The sequence below is a fragment of the Peribacillus sp. N1 genome (assembly GCF_054600815.1).
Genome location: NZ_BAAHZO010000004.1, coordinates 381,116 through 406,067, shown reverse-complemented (window position 1 = coordinate 406,067; position 24,952 = coordinate 381,116). Strand labels below are relative to the sequence as shown.

28 protein-coding genes are annotated in these 24,952 nt (G+C 34.3%); 6 read left to right on the top strand and 22 right to left on the bottom strand.

Going from position 1 to position 24,952, the window contains the following annotated elements; all coding sequences use genetic code 11:
* Window positions 1–44 precede the first annotated feature (44 nt).
* Window positions 45–956, bottom strand: a complete 912-nt coding sequence (locus ACYP5M_RS17815; RefSeq protein WP_459735347.1) for a VanW family protein — start codon at window positions 954–956, stop codon at window positions 45–47.
* A 53-nt stretch (window positions 957–1,009) separates the two neighbouring features.
* On the bottom strand, window positions 1,010–1,864 hold the full coding sequence (locus tag ACYP5M_RS17810; RefSeq protein WP_459735346.1) for a hypothetical protein: 855 nt from the start codon (window positions 1,862–1,864) through the stop codon (window positions 1,010–1,012).
* 253 nt (window positions 1,865–2,117) lie between these two features.
* Here ACYP5M_RS17810 and ACYP5M_RS17805 point away from each other — a divergent pair, with 253 nt between their 5' ends.
* Window positions 2,118–2,834, top strand: coding sequence for a vanadium-dependent haloperoxidase (locus tag ACYP5M_RS17805; RefSeq protein ID WP_459735345.1), 717 nt, complete (start codon window positions 2,118–2,120; stop codon window positions 2,832–2,834).
* A 157-nt stretch (window positions 2,835–2,991) separates the two neighbouring features.
* Here ACYP5M_RS17805 and ACYP5M_RS17800 read toward each other — a convergent pair whose 3' ends face one another.
* From ACYP5M_RS17800 to ACYP5M_RS17775, 6 genes are all read right to left on the bottom strand, one after another.
* Window positions 2,992–3,480, bottom strand: a complete 489-nt coding sequence (locus ACYP5M_RS17800; protein ID WP_459735344.1) for a GNAT family N-acetyltransferase — start codon at window positions 3,478–3,480, stop codon at window positions 2,992–2,994.
* Window positions 3,481–3,637: 157 nt separating this feature from the next.
* Window positions 3,638–3,982, bottom strand: a complete 345-nt coding sequence (locus ACYP5M_RS17795; RefSeq protein ID WP_434168552.1) for a hypothetical protein — start codon at window positions 3,980–3,982, stop codon at window positions 3,638–3,640.
* Window positions 3,983–5,053: 1,071 nt separating this feature from the next.
* Window positions 5,054–5,185 (bottom strand): DUF6254 family protein, encoded by a 132-nt coding sequence (locus ACYP5M_RS17790; RefSeq protein ID WP_434168551.1) that lies wholly within the window; start codon window positions 5,183–5,185, stop codon window positions 5,054–5,056.
* A gap of 57 nt (window positions 5,186–5,242) precedes the next feature.
* Complete coding sequence (locus ACYP5M_RS17785; RefSeq protein WP_034310968.1) at window positions 5,243–5,425, bottom strand: hypothetical protein; 183 nt, start codon at window positions 5,423–5,425, stop codon at window positions 5,243–5,245.
* A 214-nt stretch (window positions 5,426–5,639) separates the two neighbouring features.
* Window positions 5,640–6,152, bottom strand: a complete 513-nt coding sequence (locus ACYP5M_RS17780; protein WP_101225793.1) for a GNAT family N-acetyltransferase — start codon at window positions 6,150–6,152, stop codon at window positions 5,640–5,642.
* Entirely contained in the window at window positions 6,127–6,630 is a 504-nt protein-coding gene (locus ACYP5M_RS17775) for a MarR family winged helix-turn-helix transcriptional regulator (protein WP_459735343.1), read from the bottom strand. The genes ACYP5M_RS17780 and ACYP5M_RS17775 overlap by 26 nt, the downstream gene beginning before the upstream one ends.
* A 115-nt stretch (window positions 6,631–6,745) precedes the next feature.
* Here ACYP5M_RS17775 and ACYP5M_RS17770 point away from each other — a divergent pair, with 115 nt between their 5' ends.
* A complete protein-coding gene (locus ACYP5M_RS17770; RefSeq protein WP_434168549.1) occupies window positions 6,746–7,390 on the top strand; it encodes a YczE/YyaS/YitT family protein in 645 nt (214 codons plus the stop codon).
* Window positions 7,391–7,823: 433 nt separating this feature from the next.
* Here ACYP5M_RS17770 and ACYP5M_RS17765 read toward each other — a convergent pair whose 3' ends face one another.
* Window positions 7,824–8,204: a hypothetical protein gene (locus tag ACYP5M_RS17765; RefSeq protein WP_434168548.1), complete on the bottom strand. Its 381-nt coding sequence runs from the start codon at window positions 8,202–8,204 to the stop codon at window positions 7,824–7,826.
* A complete protein-coding gene (locus tag ACYP5M_RS17760) occupies window positions 8,194–8,685 on the bottom strand; it encodes a helix-turn-helix transcriptional regulator (RefSeq protein WP_459735342.1) in 492 nt (163 codons plus the stop codon). The genes ACYP5M_RS17765 and ACYP5M_RS17760 overlap by 11 nt, the downstream gene beginning before the upstream one ends.
* Before the next feature lie 345 nt (window positions 8,686–9,030).
* Between ACYP5M_RS17760 and ACYP5M_RS17755 the strand changes: the two genes are divergently transcribed.
* Entirely contained in the window at window positions 9,031–9,189 is a 159-nt protein-coding gene (locus ACYP5M_RS17755) for a hypothetical protein (RefSeq protein WP_202190661.1), read from the top strand.
* 351 nt (window positions 9,190–9,540) lie between these two features.
* Here the strand turns inward: ACYP5M_RS17755 and ACYP5M_RS17750 are convergent, their stop codons facing one another.
* Both ACYP5M_RS17750 and ACYP5M_RS17745 read right to left on the bottom strand, forming a co-directional pair.
* A complete protein-coding gene (locus tag ACYP5M_RS17750; protein WP_434168547.1) occupies window positions 9,541–10,401 on the bottom strand; it encodes a transporter substrate-binding domain-containing protein in 861 nt (286 codons plus the stop codon).
* 697 nt (window positions 10,402–11,098) lie between these two features.
* Window positions 11,099–11,485, bottom strand: a complete 387-nt coding sequence (locus tag ACYP5M_RS17745; RefSeq protein WP_434168546.1) for a DUF1259 domain-containing protein — start codon at window positions 11,483–11,485, stop codon at window positions 11,099–11,101.
* A 287-nt stretch (window positions 11,486–11,772) separates the two neighbouring features.
* Here ACYP5M_RS17745 and ACYP5M_RS17740 point away from each other — a divergent pair, with 287 nt between their 5' ends.
* Window positions 11,773–12,060, top strand: a complete 288-nt coding sequence (locus ACYP5M_RS17740) for a hypothetical protein (RefSeq protein ID WP_434168545.1) — start codon at window positions 11,773–11,775, stop codon at window positions 12,058–12,060.
* 184 nt (window positions 12,061–12,244) lie between these two features.
* Here the strand turns inward: ACYP5M_RS17740 and ACYP5M_RS17735 are convergent, their stop codons facing one another.
* The 3 genes from ACYP5M_RS17735 to ACYP5M_RS17725 all read right to left on the bottom strand — a co-directional run bounded on the left by ACYP5M_RS17735 (window position 12,245) and on the right by ACYP5M_RS17725 (window position 16,226).
* A complete protein-coding gene (locus ACYP5M_RS17735; RefSeq protein ID WP_034310898.1) occupies window positions 12,245–12,685 on the bottom strand; it encodes a cell wall hydrolase in 441 nt (146 codons plus the stop codon).
* Between the two features lie 541 nt (window positions 12,686–13,226).
* Window positions 13,227–14,528 carry a CitMHS family transporter gene (locus tag ACYP5M_RS17730; RefSeq protein WP_434168544.1) on the bottom strand — a complete coding sequence of 434 codons (1,302 nt, stop codon included), beginning with the start codon at window positions 14,526–14,528 and terminating at the stop codon, window positions 13,227–13,229.
* A gap of 846 nt (window positions 14,529–15,374) precedes the next feature.
* Entirely contained in the window at window positions 15,375–16,226 is an 852-nt protein-coding gene (locus tag ACYP5M_RS17725) for a MurR/RpiR family transcriptional regulator (RefSeq protein ID WP_101225846.1), read from the bottom strand.
* 682 nt (window positions 16,227–16,908) lie between these two features.
* On the opposite strand from ACYP5M_RS17725, the gene ACYP5M_RS17720 reads away from it, so the two are divergent.
* Both ACYP5M_RS17720 and ACYP5M_RS17715 read left to right on the top strand, forming a co-directional pair.
* Window positions 16,909–17,589 (top strand): RraA family protein, encoded by a 681-nt coding sequence (locus ACYP5M_RS17720; protein ID WP_101224748.1) that lies wholly within the window; start codon window positions 16,909–16,911, stop codon window positions 17,587–17,589.
* 20 nt (window positions 17,590–17,609) lie between these two features.
* Window positions 17,610–18,503: a prephenate dehydrogenase/arogenate dehydrogenase family protein gene (locus ACYP5M_RS17715; protein ID WP_434168543.1), complete on the top strand. Its 894-nt coding sequence runs from the start codon at window positions 17,610–17,612 to the stop codon at window positions 18,501–18,503.
* A 778-nt stretch (window positions 18,504–19,281) separates the two neighbouring features.
* Here ACYP5M_RS17715 and ACYP5M_RS17710 read toward each other — a convergent pair.
* The 7 genes from ACYP5M_RS17710 to ACYP5M_RS17680 form a co-directional block, all read right to left on the bottom strand.
* A complete protein-coding gene (locus tag ACYP5M_RS17710; protein ID WP_434168542.1) occupies window positions 19,282–19,458 on the bottom strand; it encodes a hypothetical protein in 177 nt (58 codons plus the stop codon).
* 297 nt (window positions 19,459–19,755) lie between these two features.
* Window positions 19,756–20,244 (bottom strand): DUF6584 family protein, encoded by a 489-nt coding sequence (locus ACYP5M_RS17705; RefSeq protein WP_101224750.1) that lies wholly within the window; start codon window positions 20,242–20,244, stop codon window positions 19,756–19,758.
* A 397-nt stretch (window positions 20,245–20,641) separates the two neighbouring features.
* Window positions 20,642–21,640 carry an NADP-dependent oxidoreductase gene (locus tag ACYP5M_RS17700; RefSeq protein WP_452445037.1) on the bottom strand — a complete coding sequence of 333 codons (999 nt, stop codon included), beginning with the start codon at window positions 21,638–21,640 and terminating at the stop codon, window positions 20,642–20,644.
* Between the two features lie 40 nt (window positions 21,641–21,680).
* A complete protein-coding gene (locus ACYP5M_RS17695) occupies window positions 21,681–22,016 on the bottom strand; it encodes an ArsR/SmtB family transcription factor (RefSeq protein WP_137020278.1) in 336 nt (111 codons plus the stop codon).
* Between the two features lie 613 nt (window positions 22,017–22,629).
* Window positions 22,630–22,995 (bottom strand): nuclear transport factor 2 family protein, encoded by a 366-nt coding sequence (locus tag ACYP5M_RS17690; protein ID WP_459735341.1) that lies wholly within the window; start codon window positions 22,993–22,995, stop codon window positions 22,630–22,632.
* A 151-nt stretch (window positions 22,996–23,146) separates the two neighbouring features.
* Window positions 23,147–23,938, bottom strand: a complete 792-nt coding sequence (locus tag ACYP5M_RS17685; protein WP_434168539.1) for a phosphotransferase — start codon at window positions 23,936–23,938, stop codon at window positions 23,147–23,149.
* A gap of 537 nt (window positions 23,939–24,475) precedes the next feature.
* Window positions 24,476–24,922 carry a GyrI-like domain-containing protein gene (locus ACYP5M_RS17680; protein ID WP_434168538.1) on the bottom strand — a complete coding sequence of 149 codons (447 nt, stop codon included), beginning with the start codon at window positions 24,920–24,922 and terminating at the stop codon, window positions 24,476–24,478.
* Between the last annotated feature and the right edge of the window lie 30 nt (window positions 24,923–24,952).

Sequence of the window (24,952 nt, the reverse complement as noted above, 5' to 3'; positions counted from 1 at the left end):
GTAGATGATTTTATAAAAAAGTAACCGTTCGTAAAAGTGTACTTTTAGGAACGGTAAATCTGTTCTTTTGATTTCTGATTTGAAGCAGCGGGAACTTTTCGTGTCTTATAATTTATCATATCTGAAGAGTAAACCATGATACTTACCATTCCTCCTTGGGTTGTAGCTCGGATTAGAATAGGTTGATTGTATGTGTTTTTAAAACTAAAATCAGGACCATACCAGCTTACTGTAGCATCGCGGCCAGATGGAACATACGGAACGCTCCTAGTATGGGAATAGCGTTGAATAGTTTGCAATCCTGCATTGTCGATAGCATTAAACAGGGTGGATGACACCTGACATACCCCTCCACCAATCCCTTCAGAAAACTCTCCTTTAACGATAACTCGAGCGAGCATATATCCTTTATTTACTGATCTCTTGCCAACGGCTTGATTAAAAGAAAATACCTCTCCAGGAAACACGACATAATTATTAATGGCTTCTGTAGCAAGCGAGATATTATTTGTACGATTTTTGTTGTTCACATTAAAATAAGTTCTATATTCACCTATCTTTTTTTCACGAATCTCTGCAAGTAATTCGCTGTCAACTTTTGGATGAATAGCAAGCAAAGGTACTTCTAGTTTATATGCTTTACTACTGTACAAAAAGGAATAAAATTGCTCTTTAAAAGCTTGATGGTATAGCCTGTAACCTACCCGCCCAGGAAGAATATTACCTTGTTTGTCTATTGTGGCATCTACAGGTTTTTGGTACACTTGTCGATCTATTTTTTCGACAAATTGATTGTATTTATCCACGTCCATGATAGGAACATCCAGTAAGGGCAATGTAATATCAGCATGGTTGACACTGGCAATCGTTTGTCCTTGGTGGGTTACCGATAAACTTTCAGAAATATTCACAGGTTGAACGAATAGTAAAAGTCCGGCAATCCATGTTAATCGCATAGAATGCACCCCCACAATGGATTGGAATTTATTTTTCCGTATCTTCACAAATCTTATTTTAAGGCTTCATAAATCGCCTCTTGATCAATGAACCAACGACCAGTCAAACTCTCCCTCCGGATCATAAAATGGATGATTTTGCTTTCACTCCCTTTTCTCTCTTTATAAACCTTCACTTGAACCGGTACATCCACGAATATTAACCCGTTTGCGTCTTCAAGTGGTTGTCTTGAAAAATCTTCAACCCCAAAGTATGTAATATTTTCAGCAAGTTTAATGAAACGATTGGAATGATCCGAATTTGATAAGGTCATTGATAATAATTTTCGATCTCCTTGATTTATGGCAATGGTAAAAATATGGATAAGTTCGTAGGGACTTATCGTGCCTAAATATTCATCAAGCTTACCGGCCGCTTTCAGTATCATCAATTTATGCGCGGAATCTTCGTTTTTTAAACGATGCGTTAAACTTCCATAGAAATGAATACAGAAGTGGCCTGGAAAACCATTTTGAAGAGAACCTGCACCATGTGGCATTCCATTCATAGAGGCAGCGATCATTTGATTATTAATTAATACAATAATCGCTCTTCTTTTCCAGCTCCATTGATTATGATAAATTTTCTTCATAATCTGAGTATCATTCTTGGTTAGTGGCTGAGCATCGACATGATGACTGCCTGCTCTTCGTTGAACATTAAATGATAATTCCGTTTCAATGTCTATAATGGTGAAAGTCGTTTTATTAGGAATAGTGTTGTTTACTATCTCCCAAGGTAATATCTCAGTTTTAAAGTTTATAGGTACTTCTTTATCTTCCCATTCATTCGCATAGACCGAGTGACTCAACATTAAGACAGATATAAAAATAGCGATAAATCCTTTATAAATTTTTTTGCTGTTCATATTATTTCTCCTGCTTTTTTTTTATTATTTCAGGATATGATCATTAGAATACCTTTAAATATTTGGAAGTTTTTAAAATAAAACTTTTAAATGTTAATTTATGTTGTAAAGCTGGGAGAATCAGCTATAAAGGCATAAATTGGCTCAACCCCATGATCTTTCTCTCTGATAAGGGATCAAAAAGTTATATGGTCATATTTCATTACTCTTAATCATAAGGAACAAGGAGAACATTTATTAGGGGGTGGTCTTTATGAGAACAAGTTATAGAAGATGGACAGAATTTCCTTACCCAGGGGAAAGTAACCCCCCTAAAGGTTCTCCAGATGCAGGAAATTGGCCAATGTTTTTTATTTCAAGGGGAAGAGACAATGAGTTCCTGGACCCCTTTCATCAACGAATCATTTGGCGAAGTAAAAATCCTCTAGATATTGATTGGGTAACAGAGTTATTCATTGTAGAAGATACATTAAAGTCATTGACATCCCAGCAAATAAGCATCGCACAATATTGGGGAACAGGTGAATTAACGGCGAAAATTACCACTCTAATTTTCAATTTAGCTGAAAAGTATATGCTGGGATCACCGAGTGTTGCAAGGGTTCAGAGTTATTTCCACGCGGCTATGAATGATACCTTTGTTATCACGTGGTTTCTTAAATATCATTGGGATGTTGCACGTCCCAATCAATATGGCAGAAATCTGTCTACTGTGTTGTTTACCCCTCGTTTTCCCGCTTACCCTTCTGCACACGCAACTGTGGCGGGATGTGCAGAGACAGTATTAAGTTATTTCTTCCCTCAAGAGTCTTCAGAAATAAAAAAAATAATGGAAGAAAGTGCTCAATCTCGTTTGTACGCTGGCGTACATTTTAACGTGGATAACAATGAAGGCTTAAGGTTAGGCAGACAAATTGGAGAGGTAGTTGTAAGTTACTTAAGGGCACAAAATCTAAATACGCTTCAATAATATTTTGGGTTCAGGTTGTGCTAACCTGAACCTTTTTTATTATCAATTGAATATATTAAGATCTTAAGATCGCTTTTTAATCTTAGTTCCCTAAAGAAAAGGCTGACTTAAAGACAGCTCCGATTTTCAGCTAATGCACCCGTTGTTTAATATCTGTTTAAATTTGAAAGGATTGAACCAAACATTCTTCATTATCGACAATTTTCTTTTTTTCTTCAAAATCTATATTTAGCTCACTAAAAATCTTTCTCCAAAATATAACAGCAGGGATATTCTTGGCTAATTGAACAACAAAGTAACTACCTTTTTTTTGTTTAAACAATTCCTTTAATAATGAAATTGCAGCACCTTTTCTTCTATATTTTTTTAAAATAAAAATATCATTAATGCTGTAATCATAGTCCTTATTTAAAAACGGCCTTTCTAACAGTAATAAAAACCCGACAATTTTCATATCTTTTTTCAAAAAATATGGTGTTAATCCTTCCTTCTTCCAAATTAATTCAAATGAATCAAATTCAAATGAACCATCTGTTGATATGTCTAAACCCTCGGTAAACTCCGAAAGGTCATGTAAATAAAGGGAATATAAATTCTGAAGAATATGCTTTTCATCTTTGGAAATGGGGTTGATTGAAACAGCCATTGTTCTACCTCTTTTACATTTAATTAATCTCTTACTTAATTAATTTCGATATAAACTTTCATTTGTCCTTCATGAACTAACCTCCCGCGATAGTTGCATATAAAAAAAGCTGCCTTAAGACAGCTCCGATATTCATCTAACGTTAATGGAATGAGGATTAATGATTTTTATTGGCATACATTCTTGCCATTGTCGAAGGTGAAAATTTAATTCTATATTTCCCTTCAAGTTCTTTCTTAACTTTCTCTGTTAAATTTAATCCTTGTTTATTGTGTTCTTCTTCAAGTTCTATCCCATTAGGAAGCAATTTATCTTCATCCCAATCAATCCATTCACCATACATATTTGCCCATTCAATCAATTCTCTACTTAACTTATTTGAAATCGGAAAGTCCTCTATTTCCAAGTTACAACCACATTGATTGCACCATATAGGGTCCGCCCCAACATCACCTTCAACTTTTAACTCACTTGTTTCTTTTTGTTCACAATGACATTCCATATTTTTTCTGACTCCTCTACTACACGCTTTTTTTATTATATATTACATTACATTTGTTAAAGTAATCTGCCCCGTAAGTTCAATAAGAAAAGCGATTCTTCTTTAAGAATCGCGCAGTTTGTAGACAAAAGGGTTCTTTCTAAAAGTTAAAACAAAGTTGATTGGGTGCCCTACGTTCCAATCATCGATCAAATTGTACAAGCCCCTGTATAAAAAAAACATCCGAACTTACGAGTTGGATGAAAGAGTAAATGGGATTAAGATTGAATATGCAGAAAAATAATCACTATTCATTAAAGGTTTCGATGCCTCATTTTTGCTATAATATTTCGTGCTAATAATACACCAGAAAACCGTGAGAAAGTATATGTTTTTCCCGCAAGACTCCCATTGAGGGAACCTCAGGCCTTTTCCCTTATCCCTTTTCGTTCATGTAAAATTTCTTGAATGATTTCAATATGAACAAAAGACCATGATCTTTCATGAAAGTGAAGAAACACACTAATGGAAAGAATGATAATATAAATTAAAATAAAGAAAACCCAAAGCAAACTCCCATCTTTAAAAAGGAAATCCTGCAATTGATTTGAAAACAGAAGAAAAAGCCAAGGCCCAGAGGAAATTATAATAGGAATGATTCCCGATCCGTTTTTCTCTTTTATCATACAATAATAAATTTTTTTTAACGTATCACTATCAATCGAACTATAAAAATTTTGAATTTCGTCCACTTCCATTAGTTTCTTCATACTTTTGAAAGTTCGGTCTTTGATTGAGGCTTTTTTTAATTGAAGATAAATTTTATGAGCATCTCCACGTAACGAAAACATATATCTGATCATTCCCCCCTTCCAAAAAGCTCCTTACTAAAAGGTTTTGTAATAATCGGTATTTTATGTAGTCTTTGTCTTTTGACTTTTACAGTATCTACTTCAGGGGAAGACATCCTAATTATTGTCCATACTATTACCATAAAAATTGTAAACCTAAAAGAGAGGCTACCCCAAGGGAGTTGACCTCACTATTATGGGGATCTGACCCTTTGGGATTGCCTCTCATTCTTAAACAGTTTTACTTAGTTTTAGATTCATTTTTGCCCGTATCTTCAGCTAATTGTTCAAAGGAATTGACCTTACCATGTGGATGCTGCGATTGTTTACGATCTTTCCATTGGCGTTCTTGTTGTCGCTTAGATTGAGTCATCTAAATAAGCTCCTTTACATAAAGTTCAGTAAACAGTGTGGGTCTGGCAAGTATAAGTTAATGCATGCCTTTCCATTCACCTTGATTTTTAGATGCTTTTTCTTTTTTTGCTTTATTTTTATGTGCTTGATTAGCGTTTGCACTGCCAAATTCTTTAGAGAATTCTGAATCGGTTTTGCTTGAATCAAATCCTTGTTTGTTCTTTTGATCTGCATCATTTTTCTTTGTTCGTTTTGCCATGTATACCCCTCCTTCTTAACTTTAGTATGAGATCAGAAAGGAGAAATATACCCCGAATTAAAACCGATAGTAACATGAAAATCTTCCATGTAATTCGGGTAAAATAACAAAGTGAATAATAAGTTCCAGTTCGGTTATTTCAGCTAACTCACCCGTTCATGCAGTAACATTCAAGGTTATTTTATGGGCTTTGCCTTTACCGTTCTTTAATTCGTTATATGAGTGTTTTGGTCATTATAAAGTCCGTTTGTTCTTCATCACCCATATAAAAAGAATGGGCTCCAGTTTGTACAAACCCAATTTTCTGATAAAAGCCAATAGCATTTTCATTTTTTTCCCATACGCCCAGCCAGATTTTCTTTTTATTACGTTCCATTGCGATTTCCATAGCTTTATTTAACAGATATTTACCAAGCCCAAGTTTTTGAAATTTGTTCTTTATATAAATCCGCTCGATTTCAAGTGATTCATCACCCATTCCTTCAGTCTGAGCATCATTGGTATTGACCTTTAAATATCCAGCGACCTCATTATCAAAATAAACAAAAAAGAATTGTGAAGAAATATTGGATAATTCTTTTTCTAATTGTTTTAAGTTAAATGCCCTTTCCAAATAGGCATTCATATTCTCGGGAGAATTCTGATGCTTAAATGTCTCATTAAATGTTTCATAACTAATTTCTTGAAGTTTGCGTGTATCTTCAAGGGTACACTTTTTTATAGTCATTTAAATATATTCGCTCCTTTATATAATCAATAATTTCTCTTGTTCCCTTTTTTACAAATTCCCAGTCTTTTTCTATATTTTTTCTAACTCTTTGAAGAAGATTGAAAATGGTTTCTACTTCTCTTTTGGAAAATCCCTCTAATGCAACGATATTGGAATAATCATTTTCGCTTTTTATGAAAGGATAAACTTTATTCCCTTTCTCTGTTGGAAAGAGTTTTTTAATTTTTTTGTTATGTTTATCTTCTTTCTTTACAATAAAGCCATTGATTTCAAGTTTTTTTATAGCACGAGCTGCTGTTGTTCGATCTACTTTTATCATCTCAGCTAACTTTTCTTGAATGACGCCTGGGTTTTCACATATTCGAACAAGGTACAAATACTGCCCTTTTGTAAGGTCATACTCTTTAAATTCAATATTACTTATGGAATCTAATGCCCTTGCTATCATTCCAATTCCACGAAGAATGTCCTTCATAATTAACCCCTTAGTTCGTATTTTTGTTGCAAATGCAATAAAAATATCATATATTTAATTTAACTCAGCTTTGTTGCGTTTGCAACAAAAAAATATGATGGAGGGGCCAAGTAAAGTGAAATATGTTTTTTATGTATTGGGAATTTTAATATTAACCCTTGGTATTTCTTTCACTATACAATCAGACCTTGGAACTTCACCTTTTGATGCACTTTTGGTGGGACTGTCCATAAATGTGGGGCTTACTGTGGGAAGTTGGGAAATAATAATAGCTTTAATATTGATATGCAGTAATTCATTCTTAAAAAGACAAAGACCAGAAGTATTGGGATTGTTAACAGCATTTATAACTGGTATCGGTATTGATATGTGGCTTTTTTTATTCCACAATTTGATAACACCTGAACTTTGGTACAGCAAAGTTGTTTGTTTTGGAATCGGCTTAGTTGTTATAGGATTAGGAACTGCAACATATTTACACACAAATTTTGCACCGATCCCAGTTGACCGATTAACATTAATCATACAAGAATTAACTAAAACAAATATATTCCTTTCGAGAACATTCATTTACCTCCTATTCTTGATATTGGCAATGATTTCAAATGGACCAATTGGCGTTGGAACTTTATTAACCGTTTGTTTAGGGGGGCTAATACTTAATTTCTTTATGCCATTTACTAAAAAAGTATTAGACCGCATATTAACACACTCCAGTACATCACCAAATTATGATAAAGATAAAAACCATTCATTATAGAATGGTTTCAGACTGTAGACAAATTCGAAGAAAAGAGAGATTGACTGAAGTTTTTTATTTAAAAAACGTTCCAGTTGATTTCAGAAATCGCTCCCTTTCCGCCGACTGCCTGCCAAGCCTCCTCGCCGCGAGCGGCTGCGGTGTCCCGGCTAGCCAGTAATTCGGCAGGAGTGTCGCAAATTTCTTTAATCCAATAAGGATTATAGTAAAAAAAACATTAAGTATAATCTAGTCTTGTTCGTTTTAAAATTTAGGTAGAACCCCTTTTTGTTTCTTGAACTAACCTGCCCCTATAGTTTCATAAGAAAAACGGTTAAACTTTTTTTAAATCGGTACGACTTTATTGTAAATTAAACAACTATAAGAATAAAATAAGCCTACGACCCTTGCTATTATAGGCTTTATTTTATTTCAGTTATTTTTTGGCTTTTCTCTATTTTTCAAATGGAATTCGGGGTTCTTCTTCTTTATATCGAGAATAAGTCGTTCCTGAGCTTTCCATTTCTGAGCATTGTTCATTACTGCAAGCAAACAGATATGTTTGTATGTCAGTACGAACACTTACCTCAAAATAGTAGGGGAATACTCCACCTTTATTTTTATCCATGTTTGCATCAATAGCAATGATATTCTCTTTTTCTGCTATCTTTTTATACTCTTCACTCTCAATTGTTTTCAGTACCATTTCACTTAAAATAACCTTTTCTTCAGAGGAAGGTTCATACCTTTGTTCAGTCAGAAACCATTTTCCGAATATATAAAAATTCACTCCTAAACTTATTATCAATAGAACAAGCAAAATCTTATTCTTCATATACCCCTATACCTTTGTCTATCTCGATATTCCCCCCCTGTAATTCATTTAAACGACTTAAACTCTCTTCTTTATCAAAAGAACTATGCCAACGATAATCATATTGATCCAATATACGGTAATGGTTACTAATCAAATTTTGTTGCAAACGAAAATCCCCTCTAGACTCTATTTCTTTCCACCATATCTTACCACCCATTGTTTTTTCTTTAGGCGTACCACCATTTTTGCTAGCAATTAACTGAACAAAATCAACTGGATTGTCACCAATTGATGATATCAATAATTGGCTATGATTAAACAAAGCACAAAAGGCAACAACGGTGGTCCAATTGGCTTCTGTTCTTCTTTTTTCAATTTGAACTAGTGTTTTTTTTGAAATCCCTAGAATTTCAGACATCTTATCCTGAGAAAAACTTTGTTCTGTTCGAACAAGTTTCATTTTTTCTGATATTAAATTGATGAAGTCTTCTTTTTCCATATATACTAAATTCTCCTTTTTAGTGTAATTTTACACTAAAAGTATTGTTTTTCAACAAAAAAATACCTATTTGAATAACTTAAATTGTTTGAAGTCACTGCCCCTTTAGCTGCATAAGAAAAGGAGCTGCTATTCCCCTCAATTCCACAAAATAATACGATGAAGTATGTAGAGCATCACTTGAGTTTCCGAGAGATGTTACTCGTTTTCAGGGCTATTTTTGCAAAAGTAATTTGCTTCTGTTTCTTCAACAATCGGGCCCAATTGTTAAACAAATTTCAAATAGTACTCTTGAACTTTTTTGTAAATAATAAGATTTCAAACAATAAATTGAGGAGGACTTGTATGCAACAAAATCAACCAGCTAAAGGAAACTTGGGTTCAATTATGAAACCGGAATTTGCCGGATCTGATGCACAAAAAGTAAAACAACAAATTCAAAAAGATGTAAGCGAAGGACAAGGTGCAATGACTTCCCGAGAGGCAGGAGCAATGCGCGATTAAAAAACACTCTGAGTGGTTTTTTATTTTTCTGCTTGAAAATTAATGAGCTAGCCTGCCATTTTAGTTAATTAAGGATGTTTTTTACATTTAAAAGGCCATCAAATGATGGCCTTTTTTTAAGGTACAAACACCGGTGGGAATTAAAGAATGTTAACCTATTTAAGACTTTTGTGACATTATTTCTAATGTGCTATGGAAATTGGGGTGACCGGGCGTAATGTCCAAAGAGTAATACTGAGACAAGCTAATAGTTTTATAAACCGTAAAAAAACTTCTAATTCACTTCTAACCAAACTAAAGCACCTGTTAGCGAAAAAATGCTTCCCTACACGGCAGTTTTAAGGGTAGATTCTATTCCATCCACTTTTTGTAGAGGGAATCAAATTTTCCTTGGAGCTTCATTTCATCTATCCACATTTCCAAGTAGCTTGCATAAATGAAATCGCCTCTTGGGATCATATAACCTTTTTCACTGTTTGTGAAAGGCTTGTCAGTTTGAGCCGCATACAATCTTGGATCATCTTTTGCATACAGCATTGCTTCTACTGTGTCTGTGATCATAACATCATACGTACCTTCTGCAACAAGATGTGGGATATCAAGATTGTTTTCTACAACCGTTACGTTAGCATTGCTTAGATACTGACGGACAAATTCTTCGTTTGTTCCGCCTGGATTTACGCCAATGCGTACAGAAGGCTTGTTGATATCTTCAATGGTAAGATACTTGTCTTTATCTTCCTTGCGAATCAAAGGCACCTTACCGAATGAAAGGTAACCTTGGGATACATAAGCGCTTTTTTGTCTGGCTGTGTTGCGAGTCACACCGCCCACAGCGATATCAAATTTGTCCGTTTGCAAGTCTTTCATCATCGCAGGCCATGTGGTAGCGACAAATTTCACCTCCACACCAAGGTCTTTGCCAAGCTCTTTGGCAGCGTCCACGTCAAAGCCTTCATACTCATTTGTTTCCGGGTTCAAATAGGTAAATGGTTTGTAGTCCCCGGTCATTCCTACCCTGATGTATCCACGTTTGATAATTTCATCAAGCTGGGAAGACTCCACTTTTTTCAAATGCCCTGGTGCATTTTTAGCTGCCGGTTCAGCCGAGACGTTTTGCGAGGAGATCAGGTCGTGACTGGCGTACCCAGTACCTAGCAAGGATAAGCTGATCACTCCAGCCATCAGTGTTTTTTTCCAATTGTTAAACATGTGATTTCCCTCCGTTTGTTGTATTTTTATTAATCCATCAATTAATAAAAATACAACAAAATAAGAGAATCACCTTCAAAAAACAAATATTTTCCACAATTGATAGGAAAAGGACTACACATATTAGATATCTAAAATGTGTAGTCCTCATTTAATTGTATCTAGTTATGGTCCATAAAAAATCATAAATAGCATTAGAAATATGTTTAATACTAACAATATCTTACCAAAGAGATTTTTTATAGCTAAAACAGAAAATACACAAGAAATCAAGAATGCGAAAATTGCTATTTTTGGTGTAAAGTACACAAGGTCTAAAATGCCTATCATAGGAAAATACAAAAGAAAAATGCTAATAAATAGAAATATCATTGAAAATATTAATGCTATCGTGATATAAGTAAAAGTCCTAAGTTTTTTGAGATGTTGTTTCTCATAACTATTATCAACCATTTTCCCCTCCTGTATTAAGTTAGTTTATTCCTTAAAATCAACCTTTACCGAATACTATTCTTTAGCTGAACAATAAATACCTTCTTCCACTAATCTGCCCGATGGTTGCATAAGAAAAAGCTGCCTTAAAGACAGCTCCGATCTTCAGTTAACACACCTTTAGTTCAACAAAACTCGGTTTTTACCGTGATCAGTTTATAGCTGCTTTTATGACAGCTCCGTTTTACCATTAGTGGGAAATCCATTAGTTCCTTAACGCTTTTCTGACTTTCCTTGCAAAAACTAATGGATCATCAACAGCTTCGATATTAACGTAAATCAAATTCGGATTATCGAATAGCCACTCATTGTGTACGGATGAAACTATTATTCCTTGTTTAAGAATGGAAGCAACAAAATTCCCGACTTCTTTTTGCAAGAGTGCTACCCTGCCTAGGCACAATGCTCGTCCAGTCTGATTATCTCGGGATTCATATGAGAAAGAAGAGGTTACACTAAAACGTTCCCCTAAAATTTTTACTTTTATTTCATTTCGATTTATGGTTACCACACATTTGCCACCCGCAAATCCTTCTTGGCCGCCGATAATCCTAGCAAACTTTTGACAAATCAATTCATCATTAGATGCCAATCTATTCATCTCCTCCCTAGTATTAATAGGATATGAACTAATGAATAGATCCGAAACGGATATGCATCTATTTTGAAATATTAATGACATTTTTTATAGCTAATTAAAACTACCCTGCTTACATTAGCTCCATAAGAAAAAGGCCAATCGCCACAGCTCACTAATTAACGAACGCACCCGTTAGTTCTATAAGACTTATCGCAGATTTGACACAGACTGTGAATAAAAATATTTAAAGAAAACAGGAGAATTAACTGCCTTTTATAAATAAGTAGGGAGACGGTGTAGTGAGCGATATAGACAAACGAAACAGATTAAGTGAAGAACCATTTACTTATCGAATAACGAAAAAAGGAACAGTAGTAATCTATTACAAAGGTAAACAAATTAAATTTTTAAAGGATAGGGAGGCTCTTCGTCTAATAGAAAGAATCAATGAAGTTGAAAATAATATAACAGAACTACAGTTATTGTTAGCTAAAATTACGGGTAACTTTAAACGGGTAACGAGAAGTTGGGGAAAAATAAATAAACTAAGTCTTCGTATTTCGAGTACACAACGCTTATGGAACTAACCTGCCCCGTTTGTTGCATAGAAAAGGAGCTGCCTTAAGAAAACTCCGATCTTCAGCTAACGCACCCGTTAGCTGAAGTACAATAATTCACAATCTTACTTTTTTAGATAAAAACTATTACTAAAAGTTTTATAAATTGTATAAATATTTTAAATATGTAAAAAAGCTTACTCAAAGAGTAAGCTTAACCTCTATAAACACTATCACATGTTCCAGGTTTTGGTTCATAAAAACAATGGTCTTTAAATTGACCAGTATGTGGCTGATCATACCATGTTGGAGGGCATGGAGCATATGGATTAAAATACCAAAGAGCATATCTAGCCGGATGCTGTCTCCAGTGCTTCAAATTCTGTTCTGCTAATCTTCTTTCAATACCTCTCGCTCTTTGATAAAATACATTCCCTTTTTGAACAGCTTCAAAAGAATAATTTCCTCCTTGTACTTGATAAATGACTTGTGGAATTGTTCTTAAACCTTTAAAGTCTAAACAATTAGCTACAAGACGATTCACAATTACATTTCCAACATATAACATTCCTTGTTTTCCTTCACCTTCGGCTTCTGCTCTCATCATCCTTGCCATTAAGTCAACGTCTGAACTTGTGTATTTTGCTCTTGTCATTTTTTCACCCCAAAAATATTGTATGAAAAATAGCCTACAGTCATGTCATTATTTATGTAATATAAATGCTTAGTTATAATAACTTACAGCTTTTAAGTAAAATGAAAACTATTGCATTCTTTTTTCCCCTTTAATTCAACTAACCTACCCCTTTAGTTCCATAAGAAAAAGGCTGCCGAAACAACCCCTGTTAATGAACTTAGGCACCCGTTAGTTTAAGTACAAAATTTCAATTACTTTTTCTATATAAAAGCTATACCGTATTCACTGTTTTTTTTTGTAAAGATCAGCAAAAAAAATTAATTATTCATCTGCATTACCCATTGTTATACCAAGGCCTACTAAGCATCCTGGACTTCTTTTAAAGCTTTTGTACGCTGCTTAATCCTGGTGCATTAGAAGTTAATTAAAAAGTAAAATCAACTTTAGTACTTTATAAATAAGCATGAAATAAAATAGTTACAATAATAAGTAATTCTAGACCAATAAAAGAGAGCTATTTTGAATTACTAGCTCTCTGCAATTTATTATGTTTATATGATTAAATGGATAGTACTCCGAACAAAACACCAACAATTATCATAACTAATGCTGTACCTACCGCATACTTGGCTGTAAAGCGAATATGATCACCTATTTCTATACCAAGAAGCCCCATTAATATATAGATAGAACCTTGGAGTGGACTTAACAAGTGCAAGGGTTGTCCTAATAAAGAAGCTTGTCCAACTTCCATCGGATGGATACCGAAGTTGGCAGCTGTTTCTGCCATAATCGGAATAATCCCGAAATAAAAGGGAGCATTCGCCATGAAAAATGTAAATGGCATGCTTATAAGTGCAACAATGACTGTTAATTTTGGTCCGAGAGAGTCTGGAATAACTGCTATTAGGGTATCTGCCATCGCGCTAACCATGCCAGTACCATCTATAATCCCAGTAAATACACCTGCTGCAAATATCATGGAGACAACAGTTAATATATTACCTGCATGTGCGTGTAAGCGATCCTTCTGGTCCTGCAAGTTTGGATAATTTACAATCATAACGATGGCAAAGCCGAGCATGAATAACGCAGGCAACGGTAGGAAGCCCGTAAGTAAAGCTGCCAATACTAAAATCGTAAGGCCTAGGTTAAACCAAAATAATTTAGGTCGTTTTATTGATGAGTCCATTCCTACCTCAAGTGCAGCAGCAAGTTCTTCTTCATTAAAGCTAGCTTCAATATTGATAACTCCTAATCTCTTACGCTCACGTCGACCCAAGAAGTATGCCACTCCTAAAATCCATAACACACCCGCAATCATAGAAGGAATGATTGGCAAAAGCAAGTCTATTATATCCACTTTTACCGCCGCCGTAGCTTGGGCAGCTGGTCCACCCCACGGTAACAAGTTCATAACCCCCATCGCTAACGCAGGAATGCAGGCCAAAATGAGTTTATTCATACCCAGTTTATTATATAAAGGAAGAAAAGCTGTTACTACAATAAGGTAGGTAATAGTACCATCACCATCTAAAGCAACTACCAATGATAAAATCGCAGTGCCCAGCACAATTTTTAATGGGTCACCGCCTACCATTTTTAAAATTTTTGATACTAGTGGATCAAATAATCCTGTATCAATTAATACACCAAAATAAAGAATGGCAAAAATAATCATAATAGCAGTAGGAGCTATAGTCTCTAGACCTTTTAACATCATCGGTCCTAAATCCGTAAATCCTGCAATTAGCGCAAAAACTATCGGAACAACCGTAAGTGCACTGAATGCTGATAAGCGCTTACTCATGATTAAATACATAAAGACCACAATCATGGCAAATCCCAGAAATGTTAACATAGTATGCCCCCTCTTTATCTTCCCTGACTTTTTAGAATACATGTTGAATACGTTATTTCGAATCATATATGAAAATTTTCTATAATATAAGTTAGCACTGCTTAATGGACTCTTAACACCACTTCATTGTAAGGGTTTACAAAACTGACATTATTGAATTCCCCTGTAATTGTTGCTATGAACCATATCTTGAAGTACTAGTAATTATACATCCAATTGATCATTAGATCCGTTAAGATAATATTACCAATACGCTGGTATCTTGCTCTTTTAATAGTCTGATCTGATTTTTACAGTTTTAAATTATTCACCTAATTACACCTCTTTTTCATTTAAAATTTTTTTATGAATCACCACTTTAATTAAAGAGTGCTCATTACATGTAAGAAATTTTTCTAATAGTTAAAGTAACATAAAGATCATTTATTATCTGTAAACAAAAAACTCAAAAAGATAACGTTTTCAAAAACCTTTAATTTTAAAAATAAAGCAATATTCGATGATTCTTAGATTCCAATAGTCATTCAGCATATTATAATAATTTCTTTTGTAAAAAAATTCAGGCATATACTGGTGATATTTTTAACAAAACCATAAATTGGAGAAAACTAACTATATCTCTAAGAATTAACGTCCTTTTTCGTAGTAATATTTTTTACCTTTATAATTTATGTTGTAATATTTTTAACTATTAAAAGCATACTATCATGGATGCTTATTGAAAGTAAACCTTTTTTTATCAAGCAGAGAGTAGATGATGGTGAGTAGGATATCTGGTTAAGAAGAAATAAAAAGATGATAGGAGCAAGGGTTCAATTGAATCCTTGCTCCTATCATCTTTTAAATTTAATCACTATAGTGATAATTCATTTTGGTAAGAATTGAATTAATTTCATCAAGACGATTTTTTGTTTTTTCAGGATAATTAATGGCTATGGCGCTTACAAGATAATCTGCTACAAGCATAGATGCTATTGGTGAATTATGAAAAGCGATACTACTAGAATTACATGGCAATACTAAATCCGAATACTTAACTAGAGGAGAAGAATAACTATCAGTAATAGAAATAATTTGTGCCTTATTGTCTTTAGCTACCATCGCGAATTCAACAATTCTTCTAGCGTATCTTGGAAAAGAGGTTGCGATGACTAAATCCTTCGAAGTAAAATTAATTCCTTTGTCAACCCAATCGCTTAAATCAGCAACAATCAATTCACAGTTTCCAAGTAGACGATTAAGTCCAAAAGTTAAATGTTGTGCCACTGGTAATCCACTTCTCACACTGGTACAAAATATTCGATCTGCAGACACAATCATTTCCATCGTTTTATTTAAACTCTCCGTGGAAATCATCTCTACTGTAGATTGAATATTATCGAGTTGACTTTCTGCAGAGCGAATCCACAAATCACTTTCATTTAAATCTTTCAAATTTGCCTCTAATCTAATTTGAGGAGCTGCTCTATTACGTAAAAGTTCCTGAAGTCCTTTTTGAAATTCAGTATATCCCGAATAATTCAGACTAAAAGTCAATCTCATAATGGTGGTAGTACTAGTTCCTACAATTCCAGCCAACTGATCAACGGTTAAAAAAGCGACATCCACAGGATTTTTAATAATATAGTCCGCAACTCTTTGTTGTGTTTCTGTTAATTCTGATATCTTGTTTTTTAATTTTATTATTGGGTTTTCCATAAGATTCGCTCCAATTGAACATATTATAGTGTAAATTTTATATTTTTTTATTCCAATAAAGTATTTATTACGATATTTAATTGAATTTTAGCATTTTTATTTATTAATGTAAAAAGGAGTCCCTTAAATAAGAGTATTAATAATTTCCTTACCTGAAACTTCTAGAACGTATCCATAAACGTTATGCATGATTACTTCATAAGTAGTAAATAAAATTAATTTCTTTTAGAACTTCGGAATAAATGAGCTAATAAAGGTGATTGAACCTTTCAAGTTAACAATCTAATTCGCTTTCTTTGTTCTTAAGCCCTTTTTCTTCTTAAAATTCAGTTTCTTTTCAATGTCATTAAAAAAAGGGTTTACTTTAATAAATAACGCTGTTAGTATACATTTAAGTTATTAGTAATAAATATTACCCCCAAACAAGTTTTAGTAATATTTATTACTTTGGAACTGAAGTTAACAAAAATAGTGGATTTTCCAATGACCTACAACTCTTTTTTTGTCAATAAACTTAGTAAAATAACGTGACAAAGTGTTGAAGAGACAGGAAATACACTAAAAATTATGTAATTTTTGAAAGCGTTATCTTAGTTGATAGTACATCAAAGATAACAAGTTACATTTAGTAGCTAATTGTTTAGTTATTGGAAACATAAAAAAGTAAAAGGAGTGCATGTCATTGAGTAACTTAGCACCGTTATTGTCGGAAGAAATTATCGAAAGAGCAAAACGTCTTAACACTACACTTATATCAGATGCGATGGGATGTACAGGTTCTATGGATTATAAAATAAAGCCTGTAGCACCAGGTATGAAAGTAGTTGGTACTGCTCTAACAGTAAGCTTAAGACCTGGAGATAATTTGTTCCTTCATCAAGCTATCTATGATGGGAAAGAAGGTTATGTATTAGTTGCGGATGGAAAAGGACATACTTCAAACGCCTACCTTGGAGAATTGATGGCAGGAGCTGCGAAAGCCATTGGACTTGAAGGAGTCATCATTGATGGATTAGTTCGTGATAAAGAAACACTTAGCCAATTAAAATTCCCTATTTTTGCAAAAGGATTTATTCCAAACGGTCCTCTTAAAGATGGTCCTGGTGAGCTTCATAAACCTATTTCTTGTGGAGGGGTATCTGTAATTCCAGGAGATTTGATCATTGGTGATGATGATGGTGTTATTGTGGTTCCAAGAGACAAGATTGAAGTGGCTCTTTCTAAGGCAGAGAAAAAACTAGATTATGAGAAAACGCGCATAGAAACCATTACAGCTTATGAAACAACCCGCAAGCAAGGTAAACCAGAAGGAAGCATTGAACCTCCTTGGTTGAGAGAACAAATAAAAGCGTATGGACTATAAAAAGAAGGGAGAACTTTAGAATGAAATTAGGTTTTATTGGATTTGGAGAAGCAGCCTTTGAATTATCCGTTGGATTAAAACAAGAAGGTTTAGAAAAGATCCTCGCTCATGATGTCATGTTAGACCATCCTACTTTCGGTCCGCAAATAAAAGAACGGGCTATACAAGCGCAAGTGGAGCTTCGTTCCGATCCCGAGGGCGTATTAAATGAAGTTGATGTAGTCATGGTAGCAGTACCAGCTGATAAAGCTTACGAGGTTAGCGAAGTGTTAAAACTTCATCTGAAGAAAGATTGTATTTACGTTGATGTATCGGCTTCGACTCCTGTAGTAAAACAAAATATTAACAAAAACATACAAGAAAAAAAAGCATTTTTTGTCGACGCAGCAATGTTAGGACCCTTACCAGTTTATAAACATAAAGTTCCTATTTCAGCAAGTGGTAACGGAGTAGATCGGCTTATCGCCTTAATGACTCCATACGGCATGGATATAACTAAGGTGAGTGAGAATCCTGGCGACGCTTCTGCTATAAAACTAGTCCGTAGTATTTATATGAAGGGAGTAGCCGCGCTTTATTTAGAGTTGTTAGAGGCCGCCCATGAATTTAATATAGAAGAATTGGTTTTAGATTCGATAAGTGAAACTATGGATAGCAAGAGCTTTAAAGAAACCATGAATCGATTAGTAACGGGAACGTCTATTCATGCATTAAGAAGATCAATTGAACTAGATGGTTCTATCCAAATGTTAGAAGTTTCTAATCTTAATTCAGTCATGTCTAAGGCAGCAAAAAACAAATTAGAAAGATTAGCTACATTCAATTTGAAAGAGAAGTTTAAAGGACAAAAGCCGAATCATTGGTTAGAAGTAATTAAAGCATGCAAAGAAGAAAATACAATTGTAAGAAGTTAAATGAAATAAGCTATATCAATAGGGTACCACCATTGGTACCTGTTCCTTTGTGCTTCGAATCAATAACACCTTCCCTTTGATTTTATATTATCTACCTAAGAGAATATTGATTTTTAGTGCGACAATTTTTTATGATGGTAACTTTGTTTATCTTCCCAACGCTACACAAAACAGAGCAACCCTTCGAAGATGGAGATTTTATAACTGAACTTCAATTATCAAGACCAAAATTATAAAAGCCTTAATATTAAAGGAGAGCACATATTAACCATGAATAATATGTACTCTCCTTTTATCTTTTTACGAACTAAAGCACCTGTTAGTTAAAAAGAAAATGGCCTAGCAGGATGAGAAAAGATTAGCGATTTCCTGATAACTAAGTCATACAAGTAATTAGCTACATTGCCCATTCTCAAAGCTATTACTACTGAACTAATTGCAATTACAGCTAAACTCAACTCACAACTTTTATAGTTCTAATCTCCTCAACCTGAACTATTTATGAGCATATATTCTGCAACGAAAATAATTAAGCCTCGTGCAACTATCATGCCCCGTTAGTTCCATAAAGAAAAAAGCCACCACATGGCAACTCTATATCTCAACTAATGGACCTGTTTATTCAAACAATAATATCAAATCACAAAAATTCATAGTAACTATCTAATAATTCTTCGCTTCTGTTTTCTGCTTCTTTCTCATCCATTTCCTTATTTCTAGCCATTGTTGATAATGGATTATTTCATGAGCCGTGCTGCGTAAAATTGCCCATAAAGCATCATTTTTTCCTTTCTGAAACTAATTCTTCATAATCTCCTGTTGCAATTCTTATGTAAGGTTCAACAGTTTTATCATAAGGTGCAAAAAAAGTAGCACTTGCCAGTTCTCTTGTATCTCTGGTTTTAAGTTGAGAATCCGTTTTTAGATATACAACAACCCTTATAGGAAATTCCATATATGTACGTAACCAAACCGCAAAGCTTAAACAAAGTTCGTCTTACTGATGGATTTACATCCTTCTCACACCTGACTCTTAATCCTGAGCGTAGATATTGCACATCATTTGTGGTCATAGCTAATCACCTTTAGCTTCATTTTATTGCATAATTCGCTATCTTACCGAAATTTCCTTCTCCCCAACCTGCCCCTATAGTTGCATAAAGAAAAAGCTGCCTTAAAGACAGCTCCGATTTCCTGCCAACGCACGCGTTAGGGAGAACAGCAACTATAAATACCTCGCAGATTCTAGGGATCAAAAAAACCAGCTAAAGAGAGTGTAAATTCCGATTAATGTAAAGAAAATGATTAATATTAATATCGTGATACACCCAATAGTAAATAACTTATCCTCCAATGTCTCATCAGGTTCTTCCGTTAATTTTTCTTTAACTTTATTTTGTATAGGAGAAATTGCTTGATCTTGCAGTCTTTTTATAATTTCACTATCTCCTTTAAATTTTAGAACTCTTGCTATTCTAATAGGATCGTTACCCATAGAATTTTCAAACTGAATACACGCATCTACCATTTCAGGTGTCTTATTCTTTTCTAGATACCAATATCGACCGGCCATCGAAGGGTATTTTAATCCAAAATAAATGTCCCCCAACTTTCTGCGAAGTTCTAACTCATTAGGATAGGTTGAAATTAACCCGTGTAGTCTATCCCTTGCTTTCCCTAAATCATTTTTTTCAATGTCCTCTTCTATCTTCTTAATCGTTTTAACAGGTACCTTTTCTATACAAACACCTCATTATCCTTTTTCTTTATAGTCTTTACTTCTAGATAGTTCAAAATAGTTCCTTCTTCAACTAACCTGCCCCGATAGTTCATTAAGGGGTAGCGTCAGGATAGTGTCGGATTTACAACGTTAAGGAAATCACAATACATAAAGCCTAAATTACCGGTGTTATAATTGTGATTTAGGCTTTGGTTACTTCATTAAAGCACCTGTGCGTTGAAGATCATTTGTAGCTTTAGAATAAAGATTGATTGAAAAAAGTTACCTTTACCCTAGATTTAATATCCTTACAAAAGACTCCATACTGAAAAAAGATTGATTAAAAGGGAGTGACTTTATAGAGTTATTAAAAAGGAAAAATGGAAAGTTGGGAAATATTTTTAACTTCGTTTGACGACTATCTGATTTTTAATATTATTTTCCCTTTCGCCCTTCCTGACTCCGCATATTCCATCGCTTTTTGAGCATCTTCAAAAGGAAAAACTCTATCAATTATAGGTTTAATTTTACGAGTCTCAATAAAGTTTGCGATTATACGTAATTGCTCTCCACTTGGCTTCATAAACAAAAACGTATACTGAACATTATGCCTTTTTTCAAGCGCAGTAAGTTTATTACTTGCTGCAGAAAACAACAACGTTTTAAAAAATCCGGAACCATATTCTTTACCAAAACGAGCATTCGGTAATCCCGAAACGGAAACAATTTTCCCTCCGTTTTTTATCACTTCGAATGATTTTTCAAGTATCTCACCCCCAAGTGTATCAAATACGGCATCATAGTTTTTCAGTATCTCTTCAAATTTTTCTATCTTGTAATTGATAATTTCATCTGCACCAAGAGATTTTACTAAATTCGCACCAGCTTCACTGGCAGTCGTTGCAACAGTGGCACCCATTAATTTGGCCAGTTGAATAGCAAAGGTACCGACACCACCAGCCCCAGCTTGAATTAAAATCTTCTGTCCCTTTTGTAATTTCAAAATGTCAGTTAGGGCTTGATAGGCGGTTAACCCAACCAGTGGAATCGATGCTGCTTCTTCAAAGCTTAAATTTTTAGGTTTTAAAGCGATGTCATCTTCATGAATAGCGATATATTCAGCAAAAGTACCGATTTTACTCTTACGTGGACGTGCATATATTTCGTCACCAACTTTAAAACGAGTCACTTTTGTGCCAACCCTTGCAACGACACCAGAAAAGTCATTTCCTAAGATAAGAGGCATTTTATATTTAACTAACAATTTCACTTTCCCATCGCGTATCTTAAAATCAACAGGATTAATACTAGCTGCATGAATTTCTGCGAGTACCTCATATTCACCAATTTCAGGTGTGGGCATTTCTACCAAATGCATTGGAACTTTCCCATACCTATCAATAACCATTGCTCTCATACCTATACCTCCAACTTATGTGTGTTTATATTCCATCATTTCAATAAAAGTTCTGCATGAACTTATCAATATCCAACACAAGCGTTCTTAATAAACCTAATTCTGTACGTACATTAATATAATAAAAGTTTTTTGTCCCTTCTTTACGCATTAAAATAACACCGGCATCCCGTAAAACCTTAAGATGATGGGACACAGCAGGTCGAGAAAGATGTGTTTGTTTAGTGATTTCACCCACACGTAATCCTGTTTGACAATCCGTCCCCATTAGAACTAACAAGATCGATTGACGTGTTTCATCACCAATTGCCAATAGTACTTTTTGACAATTAATAAAATCCTCTTTGATAATATTTAGTTGGTCCTGTTTATTCATTCAGTAAAATACCTCCAGTAATCAGTTTAATGGTTTAAGTTGATGAACCATATCACCTAACAGAACAATATACTATTGTTCTGTTAGGTGCAATATTGAGAAAGTAAATCGAGACGAATACATCTTAGAAGGGAAGTACGTTAACTTTTAATGTTTTGGAACTATCCTGCCCCGTTAAGTTCCTTAAGAAAAAGCTGCCCTAAAGACAGCTCCGATCTTCAGCTAACGCACCCGTTACTTAAAGATTAAATTCCTAATTACGACCATGTCAGTAATTATTTTCTGGTGATACTTTGTATTTTTTCTGTTCATCCCTAACAAAAACAAAAGCTTCTTCAACAGTAGTTAGATTGTTTTCGTGCCAACTTTTACCCAATTCTTTAACCAAGGAGTGTACCAGTCCGATTCTACTGACCACTAAAGGGGACGAAAGAAAATGGTCCCGGTACAATACCGGGGCCGCCTATAGCCGCATAGTTTCGAAAAATGGAGGATAGTTGCAGTCGGCTTTTTTTCTTACTTTGTGAAGGATGTACAATTTCGATAGCTCCATAAAGAAAAAACTGCCTAAAAGGCAGTTCCAATCTTAAGCTACGCACCCATTAGTCAGTAATTAAAGCGAAGGAGTTGTTTTTGTACCTTGGTGAAAAAACATTTTCCATCTTCCATCTCTTAATTTCCAAATTGAACTTCGCAATGAATGTTGTTTTTTACCTTCGTTAAATATTCGGTAGGTAGTTAACACTATTTCTTCAGACAATGGATGTATATCAAAATCACTCAATCTCATCTTTACCTCCCCTATTCCTTCTTCGCCAATCCCCTCATCTTTGTACAAGACTTTACCAGAACTTCCAAATTCAAAAAAATTGTCTGCAAGTAAATTATTAAGCTCTTTTTTAGATGTACGAATTTCTGGTTTTAACAACTTCTCTTCCAGTTGACGTAAATGTTCTTTTAACGAAGATTCACTTTCCATTTTCCACTCCCCTTTATTACTGTCCATTATAAAAATATCCCAAATACTCGCTTTTCCCTCTTCAAGCTAACCTGCCCCGTTTGTTGCATGAGAAAGAAGCTGCTGATCAGCTCCGAAGTTAAGCACCGGTTAGTTCAACAAAAACCTACCCTTAAATCCACTCTTTTCCATGTTGTCGAATGAACTTGATATCATTTTCATAATGTTCGAGATGCCCTTCAGCAATTATTTTTTGAAAAGCAGTATCACCTTCACTGGCTTTTCTTGTAATGGTTTTACATAACCCTTCTAATCGTAGCAATACCATTTCCAAATAATTTTCTTCTATTCCCTCACCGTAAGAATCAAAAAACAATCTAACTCTTTGTTTTATACAGTTAGCATGCTGTAATGAATTATAATAAACTTTCTCACCTGTTTCAGAAAGATAAAATCTACTTAAGGGGACGCAAGTATAAAGAGAATAAGCTATGTCCCAAAGTCTTGGACCAGGTCCAGCAACATCAAAATCAATAATGCCCATTGGTCTTTCATTATTAAAAATAATGTTGTACATTGCAAAATCATTATGGCATAGTACCTCAAATTGTTGGGGGGTGTTATCTATCGATTCCCAGCTACCATCAAATGAAAAATCACTGACAGAATCATGATAAAGACGGAGCATTTTCGCTATTTCTATTAAGACATCTTCAGACCACATGTATTCCTTTAAAGGATAATTACCAGCTTCTCCTTCAATAAATGATAATATCTCTCTTCCTTTTACATCAATACCTAAAAACTTTGGTGCATAACTGAAACCTTTGCTCTCCAAATGCTTTAATAGCTTATGAATTTTGGGACTATATGGCTTTAATTCTCGTCGAACAGTATCTCCCGAACGATAAACATTTGAAACATTCCCTCCAGTTAGCATTTCTTCGTTTTCATGGTTTGACATCTATATATTCCTCTCAACTTATGACTTTCTATAATCCGTAAACTGTTCAACTATCCTGCCCCCTCAATTCATTAAGTAAAGGCTGCCACATCCGCCAGCCTCAATTCTCAACTATTGCACCTATATTTAAATTATTGAAAGTTATTACCTTTTTATGATTTTGGCAATCTTGAAAATTCCAAAGCCGCAAAGAGTTATGATACCCATTATGATAATTGGTATTAAAATATTAAATGACATTAAATCATCTCCCTACAAATTATGTAAGTTATTTCTATATCCATATAATACCACATTAAAAACATCTACTTATGGAACTATCCTGCCCCGATAGTTCCATAAGAAAAAGCTGCCTTAAAGACAGCTCATTTCTAAAACTAACGCACCCGTTAGCTTAAGTACATTCTTTCACCAACTTTTGTTATTCAAATTGGGCAAATTTTCATAATTGTAAACTACTCGAGGTCCATAAAAAAATGACCCTTATTTTCTTTCACTAAACTACCCGTTTGTTGAAGAAGGCTTTCGATTTGTCTTTTAAGCTTGAATTGGTAAATAAATCTGTACTTCTTCATCTCCTTCCCCCATAGGGTGATATGTCTCGATAATATAAGAATCGAGATCTCTTTGATAACCTTGTTCTTCTGCCCAATTCAATAAATTCAAATGAAGTTCTCCCAAATTAGATATATTCCCTCTTGTAGTTATGTAACTGTTATTTATTTCAATATAATCCATTCCTGTTGGTACTTCATTTAATTTCTCACTCACAATTAACCCTACATAATAATGACCTATCCTATGCTCCTCATCCTTTTTAGGCTCAAATAATGCAATTTCGTTCTCTGTTAGATTTAGGATTTCGTTTAATCGACTTAATAGTTGCTTTGCAAGCAAGGGTACTAAATTACCAAAGTTAACAAACTCCCCACTACCTTTTAATCCAACAAGCTTAAATTCTTTTTTAACCATCATAAACGACATATTAAACTCTCCTATTCACATAAAAATCCC